The organism is Aeromonas sp. TS_SC_11 (genome assembly GCF_057318915.1).
Window position 1 is genome coordinate 1,110,831 of the sequence record NZ_CM170470.1, and the last position, 18,728, is coordinate 1,129,558.

At 59.9% G+C, this 18,728-nt stretch carries 17 protein-coding genes; 9 read left to right on the forward strand and 8 right to left on the reverse strand.

The genetic code is table 11. The features are described from left to right. Positions 1-126 precede the first annotated feature (126 nt). The gene (locus AC1P02_RS05255) at positions 127-2,673 is read left to right on the forward strand and encodes a sensor domain-containing phosphodiesterase (protein WP_485184384.1); all 2,547 of its coding nucleotides are present in this window, start codon (positions 127-129) and stop codon (positions 2,671-2,673) included. Between the two features lie 7 nt (positions 2,674-2,680). On the opposite strand, the gene AC1P02_RS05260 is transcribed toward AC1P02_RS05255, so the two are convergent. Then, positions 2,681-3,421, reverse strand: a complete 741-nt coding sequence (locus AC1P02_RS05260; protein WP_485184386.1) for a substrate-binding periplasmic protein — start codon at positions 3,419-3,421, stop codon at positions 2,681-2,683. 77 nt (positions 3,422-3,498) lie between these two features. Between AC1P02_RS05260 and AC1P02_RS05265 the strand changes: the two genes are divergently transcribed. Further along, the gene (locus tag AC1P02_RS05265; protein WP_485184388.1) at positions 3,499-4,248 is read left to right on the forward strand and encodes a class I SAM-dependent methyltransferase; all 750 of its coding nucleotides are present in this window, start codon (positions 3,499-3,501) and stop codon (positions 4,246-4,248) included. A gap of 70 nt (positions 4,249-4,318) precedes the next feature. Here AC1P02_RS05265 and AC1P02_RS05270 read toward each other — a convergent pair whose 3' ends face one another. The 3 genes from AC1P02_RS05270 to rhlB are packed head-to-tail and all read right to left on the reverse strand — an operon-like array spanning position 4,319 to position 7,397. Further along, the gene (locus AC1P02_RS05270; protein WP_265453175.1) at positions 4,319-4,573 is read right to left on the reverse strand and encodes a Rho-binding antiterminator; all 255 of its coding nucleotides are present in this window, start codon (positions 4,571-4,573) and stop codon (positions 4,319-4,321) included. 30 nt (positions 4,574-4,603) lie between these two features. Further along, the gene (gene gppA, locus AC1P02_RS05275; RefSeq protein WP_485184389.1) at positions 4,604-6,094 is read right to left on the reverse strand and encodes a guanosine-5'-triphosphate,3'-diphosphate diphosphatase; all 1,491 of its coding nucleotides are present in this window, start codon (positions 6,092-6,094) and stop codon (positions 4,604-4,606) included. A gap of 13 nt (positions 6,095-6,107) precedes the next feature. Further along, complete coding sequence (gene rhlB / locus AC1P02_RS05280; RefSeq protein ID WP_011899248.1) at positions 6,108-7,397, reverse strand: ATP-dependent RNA helicase RhlB; 1,290 nt, start codon at positions 7,395-7,397, stop codon at positions 6,108-6,110. Positions 7,398-7,510: 113 nt separating this feature from the next. On the opposite strand from rhlB, the gene trxA reads away from it, so the two are divergent. From trxA to fre, 5 genes are all read left to right on the forward strand, one after another. Next, entirely contained in the window at positions 7,511-7,837 is a 327-nt protein-coding gene (gene trxA, locus AC1P02_RS05285) for a thioredoxin TrxA (protein WP_005320671.1), read from the forward strand. Positions 7,838-8,043: 206 nt separating this feature from the next. After that, positions 8,044-9,309, forward strand: coding sequence for a transcription termination factor Rho (gene rho, locus AC1P02_RS05290; protein ID WP_005320670.1), 1,266 nt, complete (start codon positions 8,044-8,046; stop codon positions 9,307-9,309). Between the two features lie 106 nt (positions 9,310-9,415). Continuing rightward, a complete protein-coding gene (locus AC1P02_RS05295; protein WP_339022142.1) occupies positions 9,416-10,423 on the forward strand; it encodes a hypothetical protein in 1,008 nt (335 codons plus the stop codon). 33 nt (positions 10,424-10,456) lie between these two features. Further along, a complete protein-coding gene (gene ubiD, locus AC1P02_RS05300; protein ID WP_005320666.1) occupies positions 10,457-11,926 on the forward strand; it encodes a 4-hydroxy-3-polyprenylbenzoate decarboxylase in 1,470 nt (489 codons plus the stop codon). Positions 11,927-12,069: 143 nt separating this feature from the next. Then, positions 12,070-12,768 (forward strand): NAD(P)H-flavin reductase, encoded by a 699-nt coding sequence (fre, locus tag AC1P02_RS05305; RefSeq protein ID WP_021139518.1) that lies wholly within the window; start codon positions 12,070-12,072, stop codon positions 12,766-12,768. Positions 12,769-12,937: 169 nt separating this feature from the next. Here the strand turns inward: fre and ubiK are convergent, their stop codons facing one another. Beyond that, positions 12,938-13,195: a ubiquinone biosynthesis accessory factor UbiK gene (gene ubiK, locus AC1P02_RS05310; protein ID WP_005320662.1), complete on the reverse strand. Its 258-nt coding sequence runs from the start codon at positions 13,193-13,195 to the stop codon at positions 12,938-12,940. A gap of 300 nt (positions 13,196-13,495) precedes the next feature. Here ubiK and AC1P02_RS05315 point away from each other — a divergent pair, with 300 nt between their 5' ends. After that, positions 13,496-15,910: a VolA/Pla-1 family phospholipase gene (locus AC1P02_RS05315; RefSeq protein ID WP_485184393.1), complete on the forward strand. Its 2,415-nt coding sequence runs from the start codon at positions 13,496-13,498 to the stop codon at positions 15,908-15,910. 73 nt (positions 15,911-15,983) lie between these two features. Here the strand turns inward: AC1P02_RS05315 and glpG are convergent, their stop codons facing one another. Both glpG and glpE read right to left on the reverse strand, forming a co-directional pair. After that, positions 15,984-16,817 carry a rhomboid family intramembrane serine protease GlpG gene (glpG, locus tag AC1P02_RS05320; RefSeq protein WP_408136415.1) on the reverse strand — a complete coding sequence of 278 codons (834 nt, stop codon included), beginning with the start codon at positions 16,815-16,817 and terminating at the stop codon, positions 15,984-15,986. Further along, complete coding sequence (glpE, locus tag AC1P02_RS05325) at positions 16,814-17,137, reverse strand: thiosulfate sulfurtransferase GlpE (protein ID WP_021139521.1); 324 nt, start codon at positions 17,135-17,137, stop codon at positions 16,814-16,816. Before glpE ends, glpG begins: the two co-directional genes overlap by 4 nt. A gap of 169 nt (positions 17,138-17,306) precedes the next feature. Between glpE and AC1P02_RS05330 the strand changes: the two genes are divergently transcribed. Next, positions 17,307-17,900 carry a LysE family translocator gene (locus AC1P02_RS05330; protein WP_096117912.1) on the forward strand — a complete coding sequence of 198 codons (594 nt, stop codon included), beginning with the start codon at positions 17,307-17,309 and terminating at the stop codon, positions 17,898-17,900. On the opposite strand, the gene AC1P02_RS05335 is transcribed toward AC1P02_RS05330, so the two are convergent. Beyond that, entirely contained in the window at positions 17,879-18,727 is an 849-nt protein-coding gene (locus AC1P02_RS05335) for a helix-turn-helix domain-containing protein (protein ID WP_485184396.1), read from the reverse strand. The genes AC1P02_RS05330 and AC1P02_RS05335 overlap by 22 nt on opposite strands. Position 18,728 lies beyond the last annotated feature (1 nt).

Sequence of the window (18,728 nt, forward strand, 5' to 3'; positions counted from 1 at the left end):
ATAAAAAGGGACCTTTTGGTCCCTTTTCTCAAGGCTTTTTAATATCTTGCGGAGTGCATGTTTGCACTGTCCCCGCCTCTTGAGTAGAGTCGGGTTCTACCTTCCAGGGAGAGAAAGAACCTTGCCATGAGGCGAGCACTCGAGTCTGTCTATCAAATCATCTCAAGTCTGTCTCATTCGAGTGGTCAGGGATATTTCGATACCTTTGTGAGTGAAATCGCAGCAGCGATCGGGGCCGACTTCGTCCTGATTTCAGGTAGGGATCAAGCGGGGCTGTTTTTCAAGGTCCACGCCGCCCATCCCGCATCTCTCGACACCACAAGCTTCACTTTTCCGGTCAGCGCCACCCCGGGGGAAATCACCCTGCAAGAGGGGGAGGCCTGGTTCAGCGACCGCGTCCAGCAGTTGTTCCCCCATGCTTCTGTGTTGCAGGCCTGGCACATCCAGGCCTATGCGGGGATCGCCCTCAAGAATGCCCAGGGCGAGACCATAGGCATCTGCAGCGTGCTGTTCAAACGGCCGCTCGCCAACATGGACAAGGTGATGGGGCTGTTGCGACTGCTGGCCCCACTGGCCGGCCGTGAGCTGGCGCTGATGTTTCAGCAGCAGCCGGTGCAGAGCCAGCCCGAGTATCACCACTTCCTGCACACCATGATGTCCCACGCCCCTGTGGGGATCGGCAAGCTGGATCTGGATGGCAAGATCCTCTGGACCAACCCGGCCATCGAAAAGATGCTGGGCTACAGCCAGAGCGAGCTGCTGCACCGTACCGCCGCCGAACTCAACCACCCTGAAGACTGGTTGCGCAGCGTCTCCTGTTACGCAGAGCTCAAGCGTGGCGAGCGCACCGCCTTCACCCAGGAGAAGCGTTACCTGCATAGAGATGGCCAGGTGCTGTGGGGGCGGGTGACCGTCACTCTGGTGCGGGATGAACATTTGCAGCCCGACTACCTGATGGTGGTGCTGGAAAATATCGATCCCCTCAAGCGCCATGCCGAGCAGCTCAAGCTCTCCCACCGGGTCTATGACAACCTCTCCGAAGCCATTCTGGTGTGTGATGCCGACAGTCGCATCATCTCGGTCAATCCGGCGTTCGAGCAGATCACCGGTTACAGCGGGGAGGAGGTGTGCGGCCAGCGTCCCAGCATGCTCAAATCCGGGCTGCACGATCAGGCCTTCTATGCCGACATGTACCATGCGCTGGAGCGGGTGGGCGTCTGGCGGGGGGAGGTGTGGAACAAGCGCAAGAATGGCAAGCTCTACCCCCAGCAGCTGATGATCAGCACCTTGCGGGAAGGGGGCAAGATCAGCCAGTACATAGGCATCTTCAGCGATCTCTCCCAGACCAAGCTGGCGGAACAGAAGATCGCCGCCCAGGCCAACTACGACAACCTCACCGGCCTGCCCAACCGCTGGCTGTTTGGTCGCTGCCTCACCCGTTTCTGCGAGCGGGGCGAGCGCTTCGCGCTCATGGTACTGGATCTCAACAACTTCAAGGCGGTCAACAACAGCATGGATCACCACGCTGGTGATGCCCTGCTGCGAGAGGTATCGGATCGGCTGGTGAGCCGGGTGCGCACCGAAGATCTGGTGGCCCGCATCGGCGGCGACGAGTTCGCATTTCTGGTGCCCGGCATCGTCAACCGCCGTCAGGCCGAGGTGTTTGCCAAACAGGTGATCGGCGGCTTTGCCCGCCCCTTCATGCTGGCCAACCAGCACCTCTATGTGACGGCCACCATAGGCATCACCCTCTGCCCGGAGGATGGTGTCGAGAGCGACGAGCTGCTGCGCAACGCGGAGCAGGCGCTGTTTGCCGCCAAGCGGCAGGGGCGGATGCTGGGCAGCTACTGCGCTTCCATGCGGGAAGAGGTGCGCCAGCGCCACCAGATGCAGCAGGATCTGGCGGAGGCCATCAAGCTGGAGCAGCTGACCATGGCCTATCAGCCCATCTGGGACAACCGCAGCGGCCGGGTGGCCAAGCTGGAGGCGCTGGTGCGCTGGTATCACCCGCACTGGGGTCAGGTCTCACCGGCGGACTTCATTCCGCTGGCGGAAGAGGCTGGGCTCATTCAGGGGCTGGGTGCGCTGGTGCTGTGGCAGTCATGCCGGGATCTGGCGCGCTTGCAGCAGTCCGGCTTCCCGAACCTGCAGATGTCGATCAACCGCTCCACCCTGGAGTTCCAGACCATAGATCCGGAAGCGAGCGAGTGGCTCAAGGTGATCCACCACTTCGGACTCGACCCTTGCGACATCGTCATCGAGATCACCGAATCTCTGCTGATGGAGACCAGCGATCAGCACAGGGTGCGGATCGATGCCCTGCGCGAGGCGGGCTGCAAGCTGGCCATCGACGACTTCGGCACCGGCTATTCGGCCCTCAACTATCTTCGCAACTTCCCTGTGGATCTGGTCAAGATTGACAGGGCCTTCGTGCGCCATATCCCGTTCAACGAACAGGACAAGCTGCTGCTCGACGGCATCATCAACATAGTGCACAACCTCGGCATGCAGGTGGTGATCGAGGGGGTGGAGACCCGCGAGCAGCTCAACTTCCTCTGCCAGAAGGGGTGTGCCTTCACTCAGGGTTTCCTGCTCAGCCGCCCGCTGGCCTATGACGATCTGGTCGAATATCTGCAACTCAACGACAAGAGCATGTTCCTGCAGATCAGCTAGCAGATGATCACTCTGCCGGTTTCAGCTTGTCCTGCCTGCCCTTCAGTGTCTGATAGTCTTCACCGAGATAACGCAGATAGATACGATCCAGTATCCCCTCTTCCAGCATCTGTTGCAGGGCCTTGTTGTACGTGGGCAGCAGTGCTGCCCTCTGCTCGCCAAAGCAGAGGTAGAGCGGAGTCGAGTCGATGAAGGGGGAGAGGGCGCGGATCTGGACATCTTGCTCCTTCGACAAGATGGGGGCAGAGAAGTAATCCAGGATGATCATGTCGACCCGGCTCTTTTCGAGCAGCAACAGCAGCTGCTTGTCCGAGTGAGCCCTGATTGGCACCCAGCCGGTATGGTTCTTGATTTTCTCCGTGTAGTCATAGCCCCTGACCATGCCGACCTTCATCCCTTTGGCCAAGTCCCATGAGAAACGTTGCAAGGGGCTGTCGGTGCGCACATAGGCGGCCAGGGGATAAAAAGCGGTAGCGAGATCCGAGTGATGACACTCTGACAGCGGGGCATTATCCAGAATGCCGTCGGCGAGCCGGGTTCTGACATATTGCTCGCAACGCCCCCAGGGCAACTCGATCAGGGTGAGATTCATCCCCAGACGTCGGGCAACCTCCCGATGGATCTCCACCGATATCCCCTCGGTCAGACGTCCCTGCTCCGCATAGGAAAAGGGGGGCCAGTCTACCCCGCATACCTTCAGGTCTGTGCTGCTCTGTGCTGCGAGCAGCAGGGCGATGAGCAGGTGCATGGGGTTTTCCTCCCTACAGCGATGGAAAGGGGCTGTGGTACACTCGGTTCACTGAACTTAGAACGCCTTCAAAGACCATGCAAATCCTCCTCGAAGACCCCACCAAGGCCGCGCAGGCACAAGTGCTGGCCAGCCAGCTGAACCAGACCGACTATCCCCAGTTTGCGCTGGTGTTTACTCCTGAGCGGCTGGAGCTGCGCAAGTTGGACGAACCCAAGCTGGGTGCCGTCTATGTGGACTTCGTGGAAGGGGCGGTGGCCCATCGCCGCAAGTTTGGCGGCGGGCGCGGTCAATCCATTGCCAAGGCGGTCGGGCTCAAGGCCGGTGCAATGCCTACCGTGGTGGATGCCACCGCCGGACTCGGCCGCGACGCCTTCGTGCTGGCCTCCCTCGGCTGCAAGGTGACCCTGATTGAGCGCAGCCCCGTGGTGGTGGCCCTGTTGCAGGATGGATTGATGCGGGCGGCACAGGATCCCGAGATAGGTCCCTGGGTCAGCGAGCGGATGCGTCTGCTGCAAGGGCCGGCGGTGGACAACCTGCTGGCGTTGCCGGAACGGCCCGATGTCATCTACCTCGATCCCATGTTCCCTCACAAGCAAAAGTCGGCGCTGGTGAAGAAAGAGATGCGGGTGTTCCAGTCGCTGGTGGGGCCGGATCTCGACGCCGATGCCCTGCTGCCGGCCGCGCTGCAGATGGCGGACAAGCGGGTGGTGGTGAAGCGCCCCGACTACGCAGGCTGGCTCAACGAGCACAAGCCCAGCATGGCCATCGAGACCAAGAGCAACCGCTTCGATGTCTACGTGATGGCAGCGCTGGCGGCGGGTTAACTGCCGGCCTGAGTCGCGGATGCAAAAAGGAGGGCCAACGTTATGTTGGCCCTCCTTTTTCGTACTGGATTCAGTTGGTTGGGGCGAAGCGGATCAGCTTCTCTTCCCCTTGCCAGCTCAGGCGCAGGGTCGCCAGATCCCCCAGGCTGAGTCGCTTGCCACTGTGCAGCAGCAGATACTCGACACCCTCGCTGGCTTCGATGGTGCGGATCTTGTCATCCCACTGGTGGCCATCGCGGCTGGCGAGAGTCACCGGCAATTGCCAGCTGGCGGCAATTTCAAGCCAGTCGTAGAGATCGCAGCTGATGGGTTGGTAATCCGGCATGATCGGCTCCCAAACGAGCAAGTTTCTGGGTCAGGCTTCCAGCAAGCTAGTAGGCCAGCCCATCTTCTGCTGGCGTTCCACTTCGAGACGCAATTCGCTGGCGCGCAGATAGTGCTCGTCCATCCACCCCTTGGGCAGGGTCAGGGTCAACGCCTCTTCCTCGGCCTGCAGGGTGAAGTTGGGTACTGTGCCCTGGGTACGGCGCATGCAGAGGATCAGCGAGATGCGCAGGATGCGGGCCAACCGGATCGCCTGACGACCCGTGACGGCACCCTGTTTCTCCAGGGTTTCCAGCTTGAATTCATCCCGCTGGTTGAACAGCAGGGCCGACAACAACTTCTTCTGTGCAGGGGTAAAACCCGGCATGTCGATGTTGTCTATGATGTAGGCCGCGTGTTGCGGGGCCTTCTTGTACTCGATACAGAGGCCAATCTCGTGCAGCAGGGCCGCATAACGCAGGATAGGCCGACCGTAGCGTTTGGAGAGGCGCCAGGCCGGTTGCAGCTGATTGAACGCTTCTATGGCGGTGTCACGTACCCGCTCGGCGTGCTCTTTATCCAGCTGATAGCGGCTGATGAGGCTGTCGGCGGTACGATCCCGGGCATCGCAGTCGTGATTGTTGCCAAGCAGACCGTAGATAAGCCCTTCGCGCAAGGCACCGCCCGCCAGCGTCATGCTCTCTATGTTCAGGGTTTCGAAGATGGCGATCAGGATGGCGAGACCGGAGGGGAACACGGTCAGCCGCTCGGCCGCCAGTCCTTCCAGCTGCAGCCGGTCCAGCCTGCCGCAGGCGATGGCCTGACCCATCAGCTCCTGCAACTTGGGCAGGGTGACCCGCTCGCTCTTCCCTTGCGCCAGCATGATCTCCTGCAGCGCCTGTACAGTGCCGGAGGCGCCGACACAGGTGCGCCAGCCAAGGACGCAGTAATCTTCCGCCACCTTCTCCAGCACCGCCTTGGCGGCGGCAATCGCCTGCGCAAAGCGGGCTTCACTCAGCTTGCCATCACCGAAGTGGTTGTTGAGCCAGGTAACGCAGCCCATGTGCAGGCTGTTGAGCAGTTTCGCTTCACTGTGTTCGCCAATCACCAGCTCTGTGCTGGCGCCGCCGATGTCGATCACCAGCCGGTTGCCTTCCCCGGCCGAGGTCCAGGAGACACCCTCGTAGATGGTCTTGGCCTCTTCCTCGCCAGAGATGATCTCTATGCTGTGGTTGAGCACCCGTTCCGCTTCGCTCAGGAACTCGTCGACGTTGGTGGCAAGGCGCAGAGTGGCCGTGCCCACCACCCGTATATTGTCGGCCGGAATGTCCTGCAGCTGCTCGGAGAACAGACGCAGGCAGTCCCAGCCCCGCTCCATGGCGGCACGGCTGAGACGAAATTCCGGATCGAGCCCGGCGGCGAGGCGAACCTTGCGCTTGACCTTGGTGACGGTGCGCAGGGCACCGGCGACCTCGCGCACCACCAGCATATGAAAGCTGTTGGAGCCGAGGTCAATGGCGGCATAGAGAGGCGAGTTGTGCAACTGGGCCTGTCCTTCAGCTCTTGCGTGGCGGACGACGACGGTTGTTGCTGTTGCCACCGCCCTGGCGATCCCGCATGTTGCGGTTCACCGGCTGACGGTTGCGAACGACCCGTTTCGGGGCAGTCACGTCATCCAGCAGCGCTTCACGGTCATATTTGCTGACCGGGATCGGGTGGTGGATGTACTCCTCGATGGCCGGCAGGTTGAAGGCATAGTCTTCACAGGCCAGGCTGATGGAGTGACCGCTCTTGCCGGCACGACCGGTACGACCGATACGGTGTACATAGTCTTCGGCATCGTCGGGCAGGTCGTAGTTGAAGACGTGGGTCACATCTGGAATGTGCAGACCACGGGCAGCCACGTCGGTAGCGACCAGTATGTCCAGGGTTCCCTTGGTGAAGTCTTCCAGGATCTTCATCCGCTTCTTCTGCGGCACGTCACCGGTCAGCAGACCGACGCGGTGACCGTCATTCTCCAGCCACGCATGCACGTCTTCACAGACATGCTTGGTGTTGGCGAAGACGATGGCTTTTTCCGGCCACTCTTCTTCCATCAGGGAGAGCAACAGCAGCATCTTGTCTTCGTTGGAGGGGTAGAACAGCTCCTCCTGAATACGGATGCCTGTCATCTGCTCCGGTTCTATCTGCACATGTTCCGGGTGGTTCATGTGTTCGTAGGCCAGCTCCTGCACCCGCAGGGAGAGGGTGGCGGAGAACAGCATGCTCAGACGCTCGGTCGGGGCAGGCATGCGGCGGAACAGGAAGCGGATGTCCTTGATGAACCCCAGATCGAACATGCGATCCGCTTCATCCAGCACCACGACCTGAATATTGCTCAGATCGATGACCTTGGACTTGAAGTAGTCGATGATGCGACCCGTGGTGCCGATCAGGATGTCGACGCCCTGCTCCAGCACGGCCAGCTGCTTGTCGTAACCTTCGCCACCGTAGGCGAGGCCGAGTTTCAGGCCGGTGGATGCAGAAATGGTGTCGGCATCGTTGTAGATCTGCACTGCCAGTTCCCGGGTGGGCGCCATTATGATGGCTCTGGGTTGGTTAACCAGACGGGGATTGCTCAGCGGGTGGGTCAGCAAATAGTTGAATGTCGCGGCCAGGAAGGCAATGGTCTTGCCGGTCCCGGTCTGGGCCTGACCAGCGAGGTCATGACCTTCTACCAGCAGTGGCAGAGACAGCGCCTGGATGGGCGTGCAATAGTGAAATCCCTTTGATTCCAGACCAGCCAGAACTTCGGGTTCGAGGCCCATTTGGGCGAATTTTTCGGTCGTTAAGTGTGTTTTGCTCATGGCGGTAGGTTATCAGGTTAGGCTTGCAATAATAAACAGGATCATTTCAAATAGGGCAACTATTGCCTTTGTTGATACGTCAATAAAGCCTTAATTACTGACTGGAGTTGGAGATGAGTGACAAGATTGTTCAGCTGAGCGATGCCAGCTTCGAGGCAGATGTAATCAAAGCCGATGGCGCCGTTCTGGTCGACTTCTGGGCCGAATGGTGTGGTCCGTGCAAGATGATTGCCCCGATCCTGAACGAAGTCGCCCAAGAGTATGCCGGTCGTGTGACAGTGGCGAAATTGAACATCGATCATAACGCCGATACGCCGCCCAAGTATGGCATTCGCGGTATTCCGACCCTCTTGCTGTTCAAGAATGGCGAAGTGGCTGCGACCAAGGTCGGCGCCCTGTCCAAGACGCAGCTGAAAGAGTTTCTGGACGTTAACCTGTAATAATCAAAAAGGAGCGCATTGCAATAATGCGCTCCTTGTGTTTTATCACCTAGACGCTCATCCCGATTGGTGCTAGCTTATCGTTCGTTTGCTAACCTTTTTGCCTGACTCTTTGCTTAGCAGCAGCCTGGCAAGTCAAATCCGATCAGCATCAATCCAGCAGACTGTCTCCTCATTTCAATCCTTGCTTACAGACTTTCACCACTATGAATCTGACTGAATTAAAGAACACTCCTGTGTCCGAGCTGGTAAAGCTTGGCGAATCCATGGGGTTAGAAAATCTGGCTCGGGCGCACAAGAAAGATATTATTTTCGCAATCCTCAAGGCGCACGCCAAGGGTGGCGAAGATATCTTTGGCGACGGTGTGCTGGAAATCCTGACCGACGGTTTTGGCTTCCTGCGTAGTGCAGATGGCTCCTATCTGGCTGGCCCGGACGATATTTATGTCTCCCCGAGCCAGATCCGCCGTTTCAACCTGCGAACCGGCGATACTGTTTCCGGCAAAATCCGGCCACCGAAAGAGGGCGAACGTTATTTCGCGCTGCTCAAGGTCAACGAGGTCAACTACGACCGTCCGGAAAACGTCCGCAACAAGATCCTGTTTGAAAACCTTACCCCCCTGCATGCCAACGAACGTCTGCGCATGGAACGGGGTAACGGTTCTACCGAAGATATCACAGCTCGTGTGCTGGACCTGGCTTCCCCCATCGGTAAAGGCCAGCGTGGCCTGATCGTGGCGCCGCCCAAGGCCGGTAAGACAATGCTGCTGCAGAACATCGCCCAGAGCATTGCCTACAACCACCCGGACTGTGAACTGATCGTCCTGCTGATCGATGAGCGTCCGGAAGAAGTGACCGAGATGCAGCGCATGGTGAAGGGTGAAGTGATCGCTTCCACCTTTGACGAGCCTGCTTCCCGTCACGTTCAGGTTGCCGATATGGTTATCGAGAAGGCCAAGCGTCTGGTCGAGCACAAGAAGGATGTGGTCATCCTGCTGGACTCCATCACCCGTCTGGCTCGCGCCTACAACACTGTCATTCCGTCATCCGGCAAGGTACTGACAGGTGGTGTGGATGCCAACGCCCTGCACAGACCCAAGCGCTTCTTTGGCGCCGCTCGCAATGTTGAGGAAGGCGGCAGCCTGACCATCATAGCCACCGCGCTGGTGGATACCGGCTCCAAGATGGACGAGGTTATCTACGAAGAGTTCAAGGGTACCGGCAACATGGAACTGCACCTCTCGCGCAAGATTGCCGAGAAGCGCATCTACCCGGCCATCGACATCACCCGTTCCGGCACCCGGAAGGAAGAGTTGCTGACCACCGGTGATGAGCTGCAGAAGATGTGGATCCTGCGCAAGATCATCCATCCCATGGGTGAGATCGACAGCATAGAGTTCCTGATCGACAAGTTGGCGGCCACCAAGACCAACGACGAATTCTTCGACTCCATGCGGCGTCAGCAGAAGTAATCTGGTCGGAAAATGAAAAACCGCGGCTCATGTCGCGGTTTTTGTTTATCTATTTTCCGGTCGCCTGAGTAGTATGAAACCTCGATGTCACAAGGATAGGGACGTCATGAAGCTTGTATTCTGGATATGGCTGGGCTGCTTGATGGCCTTGCCGGCACATGCCTCGCCTCCTTCCCCACCCAGGGCTGCGCTGGTGGCCGATGAAGGATTGCAGGGCCATCTCGATTTTCTGGCTGGCCGATTGCAGCAGGGGCAGTTTGCCGCCATCGATGCGCTGCTGGACTCCCTGGCCGTGGGCCAGCGGGAATATCTGCTGTGCCAGCTGCTGGCCACCCTCGACAAGACTTCCGGGGCCAGTACCCCGGAGCAGCTTGCCTGGGTGCGCGCCCAGGCGGTCAAGGCACCCCGATGGCTGGTAGAAAAAGAGGTGGATGGCTTTCTGGTCCAGCTGCCCGCCTACGATTTTGCCGCTGCGGCGCGGCTGGTGCTGAACCGCTGGCAACAGCAGGCCTGGCAGGGCAATTATCGCCAGTTGCTGGCGCAGGACAGCTTCCAGTTCAAGCTGATATACAACAGCCGCAACCCGGAACTGGCCTTGCAGCAAGAGGCGCTGCTGGCGGTGCTCGATCAGCAGCCTGCTTCTGTTTTGCAGCGTGAAGCCCATCGACTTGCCGCCATGAACATTTTCCTGCCCGATAACCAGCTGCTGCGACAACTGGTCGAACGCACCGGTGATAGCGCTCTCTATCTAAAGCTGTGGCGTCAACCTGTGGATCACGACAGCGTGGCCGCCCTGAAAAGCGTGGCTCGTTTTCACCAGGGTCAGGATGCAAGCAGCCTGCTGATCGCCGCCAGCCGCAACAGTCGCCTGAAACAGCCAGCCCTGCACCAGCTCAGCCAGCTCTCCCCCTTGCCCGAGGCGGCTCAGCAATTCCTGCTGGCCGAGCTTGGCAATCGCCATTACAGCGGTCAGGTCGCCAGCCTCTTGCTGCAGATGGATGAACCCAGGTTGCTTGCCCAGTTCGCCGATCGGCTCACACGACAGGAAAAGCGCCATTCGAGTTCAGTGATGCTGCCTGATACGGGTACACCCGCTGCCCAGCCAGGGTTATAATGCGGCACCTCCTGAACCCGGTAGGGTACCTGCATGAAATACAAGGATTTGCGTGATTTCATCGCGCAGCTGGAACAAAACGGACAACTAAAGCGCATCACTCGCGAGATAGATCCCTATCTGGAGATGACCGAAATCAGCGATCGCACCCTGCGTGCGGGTGGCCCGGCCCTGCTGTTCGAGAATCCCAAAGGCTACTCCATGCCGGTGCTGACCAACCTGTTCGGCACCCCGGATCGGGTCGCCATGGGAATGGGCCAGCCCAACGTCGGCGCCCTGCGCCAGGTGGGCACCTGGCTCTCCTACCTGAAGGAGCCCGAGCCGCCCCGTGGGCTCAAGGAGCTGATGGAGAAGCTGCCCATCTTCAAGCAGGTGCTCAACATGCCGACCAAGCGGCTCTCCTCCGCCCCTTGCCAGCAACTGGTGCTGGAAGGGGAGGCGGTCGATCTGGACCAGATCCCGATCCAGCACTGCTGGCCCGGTGATGTGGCGCCCCTGGTCACCTGGGGTCTCACCATTACTCGCGGCCCCTACAAGAAGCGCCAGAACCTCGGTATCTACCGCCAGCAGAAGATCGGCAAGAACAAGCTGATCATGCGCTGGCTCGATCATCGCGGTGGCGCCATCGATTTTCGCGAGTGGCAGGAAGCCCACCCGGGGGAGCGTTTCCCCGTGGTGGTAGCGCTTGGCGCCGATCCTGCAACCATACTCGGTGCTGTGACCCCTGTGCCCGACTCCCTCTCGGAGTATGCGTTTGCCGGTCTGCTGCGTGGCAGCCGTACCGAGGTGGTAAAGGCCCTTAGTTGCGATCTGGAAGTACCCGCTAGCGCCGAAATCGTGCTGGAAGGTTATCTGGAGCCGGGCGAGTTGGCGCCGGAAGGACCCTATGGGGATCACACCGGTTACTACAACGAGGTGGACGAGTTCCCGGTCTTTACCATCACCCACATGACAATGCGCCGTGATGCCATCTATCACAGCACCTACACTGGCCGTCCACCCGACGAGCCTGCCGTGCTGGGGGTGGCATTGAACGAAGTGTTCGTGCCGCTGCTGCAAAAGCAGTTCCCCGAAATCGTGGACTTCTACCTGCCGCCGGAGGGATGTTCCTACCGGATGGCGGTGGTGACCATCAAGAAGCGTTATCCCGGCCATGCTAAGCGGGTGATGCTGGGTGTCTGGTCCTTCCTGCGCCAGTTCATGTACACCAAGTTCGTTATCGTCTGTGACGACGACATCAACGCCCGTGACTGGAAGGACGTGATCTGGGCCATCACCACCCGGATGGACCCTGCCCGTGACACCACACTGATCGAACACACGCCGATCGACTATCTCGACTTCGCCTCGCCTGTGTCGGGTCTGGGTTCCAAAATGGGGCTGGATGCTACCAACAAGTGGCCGGGGGAGACCAACCGTGAATGGGGTCAGCCCATAGTCCAGGACGAAGCGGTGAAGCAGAAGGTGGATTCCATCTGGGCCGAGCTGAATATTCTCGGCTAAACACGGCTGCCATGGTGCAAAAGGTTGAGGATCTCCGGGCGGAATTGGGTATGCTCGGGGAACCTGACCAGATGCACTGGTCGTCAGTCCACAGTGAATCAATGAGCGAAAGCGGGCCGAGCGAGCCCGTCACAAGGATAAGAATGCAACGTATCAAGTGCCGCGTAGAGGAACTGCGCGAATATGTCGACACCATCTGGCACGTGGCCCTGACGCCGCTGCAAGAGATCAGCTTCAAACCCGGTCAGTATCTGCTGGTGGTGATGAGTGATTCGGACAAGCGTCCCTTCTCCATCGCCAACTCACCGACTCGCCCCGGTGTGCTGGAGCTGCAGATTGGTGCAACCCCGGAGAATGCCTACGCAGGCCAGGTGCTGGCCCGCATGCGCGAACAGGGGGAAATAGAGGTTGAACTGGCGGCAGGCAAGGCCTTCCTGCGGGAAGAGTCGCCGCGCCCACTGATCCTGATGGCGGGTGGCACCGGCTTCTCCTATGCCCGCTCCATCCTGGAGTATCTGATCGATACCGGCAGCAAGCGTCCTGTGTTCTTCTACTGGGGCGTGCGTCAGGCTCACTGGCTCTACGAGCTGGAGCAGATGCAGCAGTGGGCGAGCGATTATGTGCCGCTGACCTTCATCCCTGTGGTGCAAGAGCCGGAAAGCGACTGGACCGGCAAGAGCGGGCTGGTGCACAAGGCCATCATGGATGATTTCGTCAGTCTGCATGACTACGACATCTATGTAGCTGGCCGTTTCGAGATGGCGGGCGCGGCGCGCGAGGAGTTCAAGATCCTCGGTGCAGAGCCTGAGCGCATCTTCGGCGACGCCTACGAGTTCATCTGAGTTCAGAATGGGAATCGGCAGGTATCAAACCGGCGGCAGTCGTACATGTCGGCCGATTACGCTTCGCTAATCGACCCTGCCGGCTTCTCCTCGGCAAGCCAGAAACAACAAACCCCAGCCAGGCTGGGGTTTGCTTTATGTGCTGTGCGGGCCAGCGGCGACGGCCGGGTTATTCGCCCTTGGCGCCAAACTGCTGTTCCAGCTGCGCCAGCTTGGCCTCGAGGGCCGTCAGCTTCTCACGGGTGCGCAGCAGCACCTTGGTCTGTACGTCAAACTCTTCGCGACTGACCAGATCCAGCTTGTTGAGCTGAGACTGCAACACCTGACGGATCTTCTTTTCAACCTCTTCACCCATGCTGCGAATGCCGGGCGGCAGGGAGTTGTGCACCTGTTTGGCGATCTCTTCCAGTTTCTTCGGGTCGATCATGTGATTCTCCTTAAGCAATGGCGCCATTCTACCGACAATTCATCCCCTTTGCCGAGATCGGGGTGGCTTTTTGCCATCAGGAGCACAGGGCGTGCTGGTCGGGTCTGGTATCCGGAATGAAGCTGTTAACCTATCGAGTCCCGTTTCTATTCCAATTCCTTGATGTTGTACACAAAAAAAGCAGATCAGATGACCGACCAGACGCTTAACAATTGTTGCGTTGCTGTTAAGATGGTTCGGTCGGGTTTTCACCCTCCCCCGTCAGCACATCATGGATAACAACTAAAAAGAGATAAGGATATGAAAAAGAAGCTAATTTACGCCGCAGTTGTCAGTGCCCTGTTGGCTGGCTGTGGTGGCAGTGACGATAACAAAGGCGATACCTCAAGCTATCTCGACTATCTGTTGACCGGTTCCAATGCGGTGCGCCCCAGTGCCCTGGCGGCACGGGCCAGCGATGGCACCCTGAAGTTCTCTACCGAGACGGCAGATCTCTCCAATCCGGTCTCTGCCATGTCAACGCTGGATGGCTGGTCCACGACCCAGGCTATCCAGATCGTACCTGTCACCTCGTCCGGCATTCAGGTTCAGGCACCGACTGCGGCCGAGTTCAGTGCCTCTGTGGCACCGCTCTACCTGCTGGAGCTTGCCTTCGACAGCGCTGCGCTGCGCCCGAATGGCGTGAAGAAGGTACTGACCTACGGGGTGGACTTCGTGGTGGCCGCATCGGCTGGCAAGTTGAATCTGGTGCCGCTCAAGCCGCTCAATCCCTCTTCCTACTACATGATAGTGGCCACCGATTCGCTGAAAGACAGCACCGGCAGCCCGGTACGGGCAGGTAGCGACTACAGCAACTACAAGAACAACGCGGGCAGCAATGCGCAGGAGCAGACCATCAATGGTCTGATCGCGCTGCAGGAAGGGTTGTTCAAGGCGGCAACGGGTATCGCCACGGATCATGTGATCTTCTCCGACTGGTTCGGTACCCAATCAGGCGCCGATGTGCTGGTGGCCGTGAAAGGCGCCGCCGCATCTGTCGTGTTGCAGGGGCTGGATGCCGCCAAGGTATGGAAGCAGGATGCGTTGGGCAATACCAGCCTGCCCGGTACCTATACCCTGGCCGTGACCGGCAACGATGACTTCCTGACCCAGCTGGACAATGAGCAGTTCCTGCCGCAGGAGCAGAAGGATGCCATTGCCGCCGCCGTCGCCGCCAGCCCGACTCTGACCGGCATCGCCGGCATGACGAAGGTCTACACCGGTACGGTCAAACTGCCGTATTTCCTCTCCTCACCGGCGACCGCAGGTTCCTGGAGCAAGGCCAAGACCCAGTCCTGGCACGGCGCCATCCCCAGTCTGTACGCCATCGCCAACGCGCTGAAGGCATCTGACAGCGAAGTGATCGCCGGTCTGGTGGGCGCGGGTGTGGATCCGGCCCTGCTGGCAGAGTTGATGGCCGATCCGACTCGTCAGAGCGAGTTGCTGGCCGAGGCGAGCAAGCTGGTCGGGGTGACCCTCACCTCCGGCGGCAAACCGCTGGATGCCGAGCAGAACATTGGTCGCTTCAATCCGTTGCCGGCACTTGAAGAGGTGCAATCCGTGCCGATGCGCATCTTCGCCAAGGATGCACTGAACACCATCACGGACGTGATCATCTATCAGCACGGCGTCACCTCGGTGAAAGAGAACGCCTATGCACTGGCACTGGGTCAGATTGGCGCAGGTATGGCGGCGAGCAAGAAGGTGGCGCTGGTGGTGATCGATCATCCGCTGCACGGTGAACGTGGCTTCGCCTTGAGTGGCAGCATGGATACGGTGACCACCTCCGACAATCCGACGCCGTATCTGAACCTGAGCTACCTGACAGTGGCGCGGGACAACCTGAAACAGAGCGTGGCGGATCTGCTGGGTCTGCGCATGGCGGTGGGTCTGGCCAATGGCCAGAACGCCATCGGCAGTGCTGGCAACCTCAAGGTACATTTCCTGGGTCACTCCCTGGGCGCCATCGCAGGGGCCAACCTGCTGGCGGTTGCCAACCAGCCGATCGGCAACCCGACGGCGGATGCCCTGTTCAAGTTCGATACCGGTGGTCTGGCCATGCCGGGTGGCGGCATAGCACCGCTGTTGCTGAACTCGCCGACCTTCGGCCCGACCATCAAGATGGGCGTGCTGACCGGTGGCAGTGCCGAGCTGAAGGCGGCCTTCACCGCCTATGCGCCCAACTGCCAGACGGCAGTGCCAACCTGCTTCGTCAACGAGTTCCTGCCTAGCCTGGGTGCAACCACTCAGGCGGCCGCAGCCAGCACGCTGCAGAGCTACAGCTTTGCGGCCCAGTCGGTACTGGATTCGGCGGATCCGATCAACCTCGCCAGCGGCATCAAGGCGGACTTCCCGCTGTTTGCCACCGAGATAGTGGGTGACGGTGCCCTGAGTCTGTCGGATCAGGTGATCCCGAACAGCATAGCGTCCGCTCCGCTGGGGGGCACAGAGCCGCTGTTCAAGCTGCTGGCCCTGCAACCGCTGACCGCCACCGGCGCAGCCAACCACCATGCGGCTCGTTTCGTGGCTGGCGGCCACAGCTCCTTGCTGGCACCGGACGAGAACTTCGACCCGACCGGCGACGTCACGACCGAGATGCAGACCCAGTTCGGCAGCTTCTTTATGAGTGGCGGTACTGCGGTGCAGGTCACCGACAGTTCTCTGCTCAAGCAATAACGCTGCAGACCATAAAAAACGCCGCCCCTCGGGGCGGCGTTTTCGTTTCTGCGACCGGGGCGAGGCCCGGCCGTCAGGCAGGCTGGTGGTGTCTGTCCAGCCAGCCTTGCAGCAGACCTACCAGCAGGCCCACCAGAAGGGCCATGTTGGCGGTGCTGGTGCCAAGCATGTCGAAGAAGCCGAGCACCAGCCAGAACAGCATGAAACCCATCAGGGCCGGTGGCAGGGTGAGACCGCAGGCCGGCTGCAGTTTGCTGCGCAGCCAGCAGTAGCCCAGCAGGGCATAGACAACACCGGAGAGGCCGCCAAACAGCGGTCCGCTGACGAAGAACTCGGCGATATTGGGCAGGGCCGCCCCCACCAGCAACAGGACCAGCAGCTTGCCGCTGCCGAGGCGTTGCTCTATCTGGCCCCCCAGATACCACCACCAGAGCAGGTTGAACACCAGATGCAGTATCGAGAAGTGGATAAAGGCCGGGGTGAAGTAACGCCACGCCTGCCAGTCGGTGAACTGGGCCAGGGTCGGGTAGAACGCCAGCTCGTCGAAGATGGGCAGGCCGATGGCATCCAGGGCATAAATGGCCATACAGGCGATGATCACCACCAGGGTCAGGGGCCCCGCCTGATGGAGGAAATCGGTGACGGGATCCGTCATCCCCTTGCTGTAATCGATGCGGGCATCCGCCTGACCTGACTGCCAGGAGGCCTCCATGTAGCGGGGATGGGACGGATCGGCCAGGAATCGCTTTACCTCCAGCTGGGCCTGGGCGAGGCGTTGTTCATCCGCCAGCCAGACCGAGACGCCGAGCTCTGACTGGGTCAGCTCGCACGAGATGCCGAGGGTGGCGAGATAGTCCACCAGGGCTTGCGCCATGCGGGCGTTGTCGAGCACCAGCAGCTGGATCATGCGTCGCCTGCCTCGATGGGAAACTCCCGGCGCCACGCCTCGAAGCCGCCATCCAGGCTGTAGACTTCGTCATACCCCTGTTGCAGCAGGTACTGGGCAGCGCTCTGGCTGCTGTTGCCGTGATAGCAGATCACGATGACAGGGGTGTCGAAGTCCACCTCGTCCATGAAGCGCACCAGGGTGCCGTTGGTGAGGTGGAAGGCACCGACTGCATGGGCTGCCTCGAAGGATTGGGGATCGCGAATATCCACGAGGCGGGCTTCACCGGCAGCGAGCTTCTGGTGGGCATCATGGGCACTGATATGGGCAAACTGGTCCATTTGCATGTCCTGCGAATAGGTAACTGGAGGCCAGTTTACCGCAAGCCTGCGCTGGTGCTAAGCCCGCAATGTGTCCGGTCGTCCCGCCGGGAAGATCGCAATTTTCTTCAATATCAGAACCAGGCTCATGGGTAGGGTGAGATCTCGATATCTTCAACGAGCATTATCCATGGAAATGAGTCTGTTGTTATCCATGGCTGGGTTTGCCCTGGCCATGTCCATCTCTCCGGGGCCGGTCAATCTGGTCGCCCTCAGTGCGGGGGCGCAATATGGTTTTCGCGCCAGCCTGCGCCATGTGGTGGGGGCCACTCTGGGTTTCATCCTGTTGTTGCTGCTGATGGGGCTGGGTCTCGGCGCTGCTCTGTCGCACTGGCCAGTGGCGCTCGGTGGCATCCGCTGGGGAGGCATCCTCTTCCTGTGCTACATGGCCTGGCTGCTGATGATGGACAGCGGAGAGATAGAGAGTGAAGGCGGCACGCCACCCGCTTTTTTATACGGTGCCCTGATGCAATGGCTCAATCCCAAGGCCTGGCTGGCGGCCAGCATGGGGATGGGGGCCTATGGAGCCGTGGGCGATGTGGGCCAGATAGTGTGGTTTACCAGCCTCTATCTGGTGATCTGTCTGGTTTCTATCGCTTGTTGGGCCTATGTCGGCAGCTGTCTGCAGGCAGTTTTGCTCTCGCCTCACCGCTTGCGCTGGTTCAACCGGGCGATGGCCATGTTGCTGTTGCTCAGTGCCGGTTACCTTGTTCTGGAACCTTGAGGAAGGCTCTGCGACTGGTATTGACCCGGGGTCGCGGCGACCAGCCGCTTGAACTGGCGCTGGAAGTGGGCCTGATCGGAGAAGCCCGTCGCCAATGCCACCTCGACCAGGGGCCGTCCCTGAGCGAGCAAGGTTCGTGCCTGGCGTATCCGCTGGTTGAGCAGGTAAGCGTGCGGGGTCATGCCGAAATGGCGGCTGAATACTCGCACCAAGTGGGACGGGGTCAGCCCGGCGACTGTGCTCAGGTGCTGCAAGGTGAGGGGCGTTGCATACTCGTCCATTATCCGTTCGGCGGCGCGTCTCAGATGCAGGGGCGGTGGCTCGCTCCATCTGGCGGGCGTAAGCCTTGCCAGCAGCTGGTGGCTGAACTGGTGACAGACGACCTCCTTGGCGAGGGGATCTTGCTGGTCATCTTGCAAAGTACGATAGAGGCGCAGCAAACCAGCATACAGCACGGGATCCCGACTGGCCGTCATGTCGAAGGGGCGAAAATGGGCCCCCAGCCCGGCTTCCTCCTGCTGGCCGCGCAGCCAGTCGGTATCGAGGTAGAACATCAGATAGGACCAGGGGTGATCGGCGATGGGGTTGCAGGCATGCACCTCTTCCGGGTTCATCAGTACCAGGGTGCCTGCGTTGACCTCCTGTTTTGTCTGCTGGTTGAGATAGTGGCTGTGACCGCCCGTGATGGCGCCAATGGAGAAATGGGCGTGGCTGTGTTTTTCATAGCAGACGCGGCGGCCATCCTGCACCGCTCGCGCCTCTATGAACGGCAGGGCAGGGTCACGCCAGAAGCTGTGGTGATCCGCCTCCGCCCTGGCCCTGCTCATG

Coding starts and splice junctions, on each gene's coding strand:
- AC1P02_RS05255 (WP_485184384.1), top strand. CDS start 127: ATGAGGCGAGCACTCGAGTCTGTCTATCAAATCATCTCAAGTCTGTCT.
- AC1P02_RS05260 (WP_485184386.1), bottom strand. CDS start 3,421: ATGCACCTGCTCATCGCCCTGCTGCTCGCAGCACAGAGCAGCACAGAC.
- AC1P02_RS05265 (WP_485184388.1), top strand. CDS start 3,499: ATGCAAATCCTCCTCGAAGACCCCACCAAGGCCGCGCAGGCACAAGTG.
- AC1P02_RS05270 (WP_265453175.1), bottom strand. CDS start 4,573: ATGCCGGATTACCAACCCATCAGCTGCGATCTCTACGACTGGCTTGAA.
- rhlB (WP_011899248.1), bottom strand. CDS start 7,397: ATGAGCAAAACACACTTAACGACCGAAAAATTCGCCCAAATGGGCCTC.
- trxA (WP_005320671.1), top strand. CDS start 7,511: ATGAGTGACAAGATTGTTCAGCTGAGCGATGCCAGCTTCGAGGCAGAT.
- rho (WP_005320670.1), top strand. CDS start 8,044: ATGAATCTGACTGAATTAAAGAACACTCCTGTGTCCGAGCTGGTAAAG.
- AC1P02_RS05295 (WP_339022142.1), top strand. CDS start 9,416: ATGAAGCTTGTATTCTGGATATGGCTGGGCTGCTTGATGGCCTTGCCG.
- ubiD (WP_005320666.1), top strand. CDS start 10,457: ATGAAATACAAGGATTTGCGTGATTTCATCGCGCAGCTGGAACAAAAC.
- fre (WP_021139518.1), top strand. CDS start 12,070: ATGCAACGTATCAAGTGCCGCGTAGAGGAACTGCGCGAATATGTCGAC.
- ubiK (WP_005320662.1), bottom strand. CDS start 13,195: ATGATCGACCCGAAGAAACTGGAAGAGATCGCCAAACAGGTGCACAAC.
- AC1P02_RS05315 (WP_485184393.1), top strand. CDS start 13,496: ATGAAAAAGAAGCTAATTTACGCCGCAGTTGTCAGTGCCCTGTTGGCT.
- glpG (WP_408136415.1), bottom strand. CDS start 16,817: ATGATCCAGCTGCTGGTGCTCGACAACGCCCGCATGGCGCAAGCCCTG.
- glpE (WP_021139521.1), bottom strand. CDS start 17,137: ATGGACCAGTTTGCCCATATCAGTGCCCATGATGCCCACCAGAAGCTC.
- AC1P02_RS05330 (WP_096117912.1), top strand. CDS start 17,307: ATGGAAATGAGTCTGTTGTTATCCATGGCTGGGTTTGCCCTGGCCATG.
- AC1P02_RS05335 (WP_485184396.1), bottom strand. CDS start 18,727: ATGAGCAGGGCCAGGGCGGAGGCGGATCACCACAGCTTCTGGCGTGAC.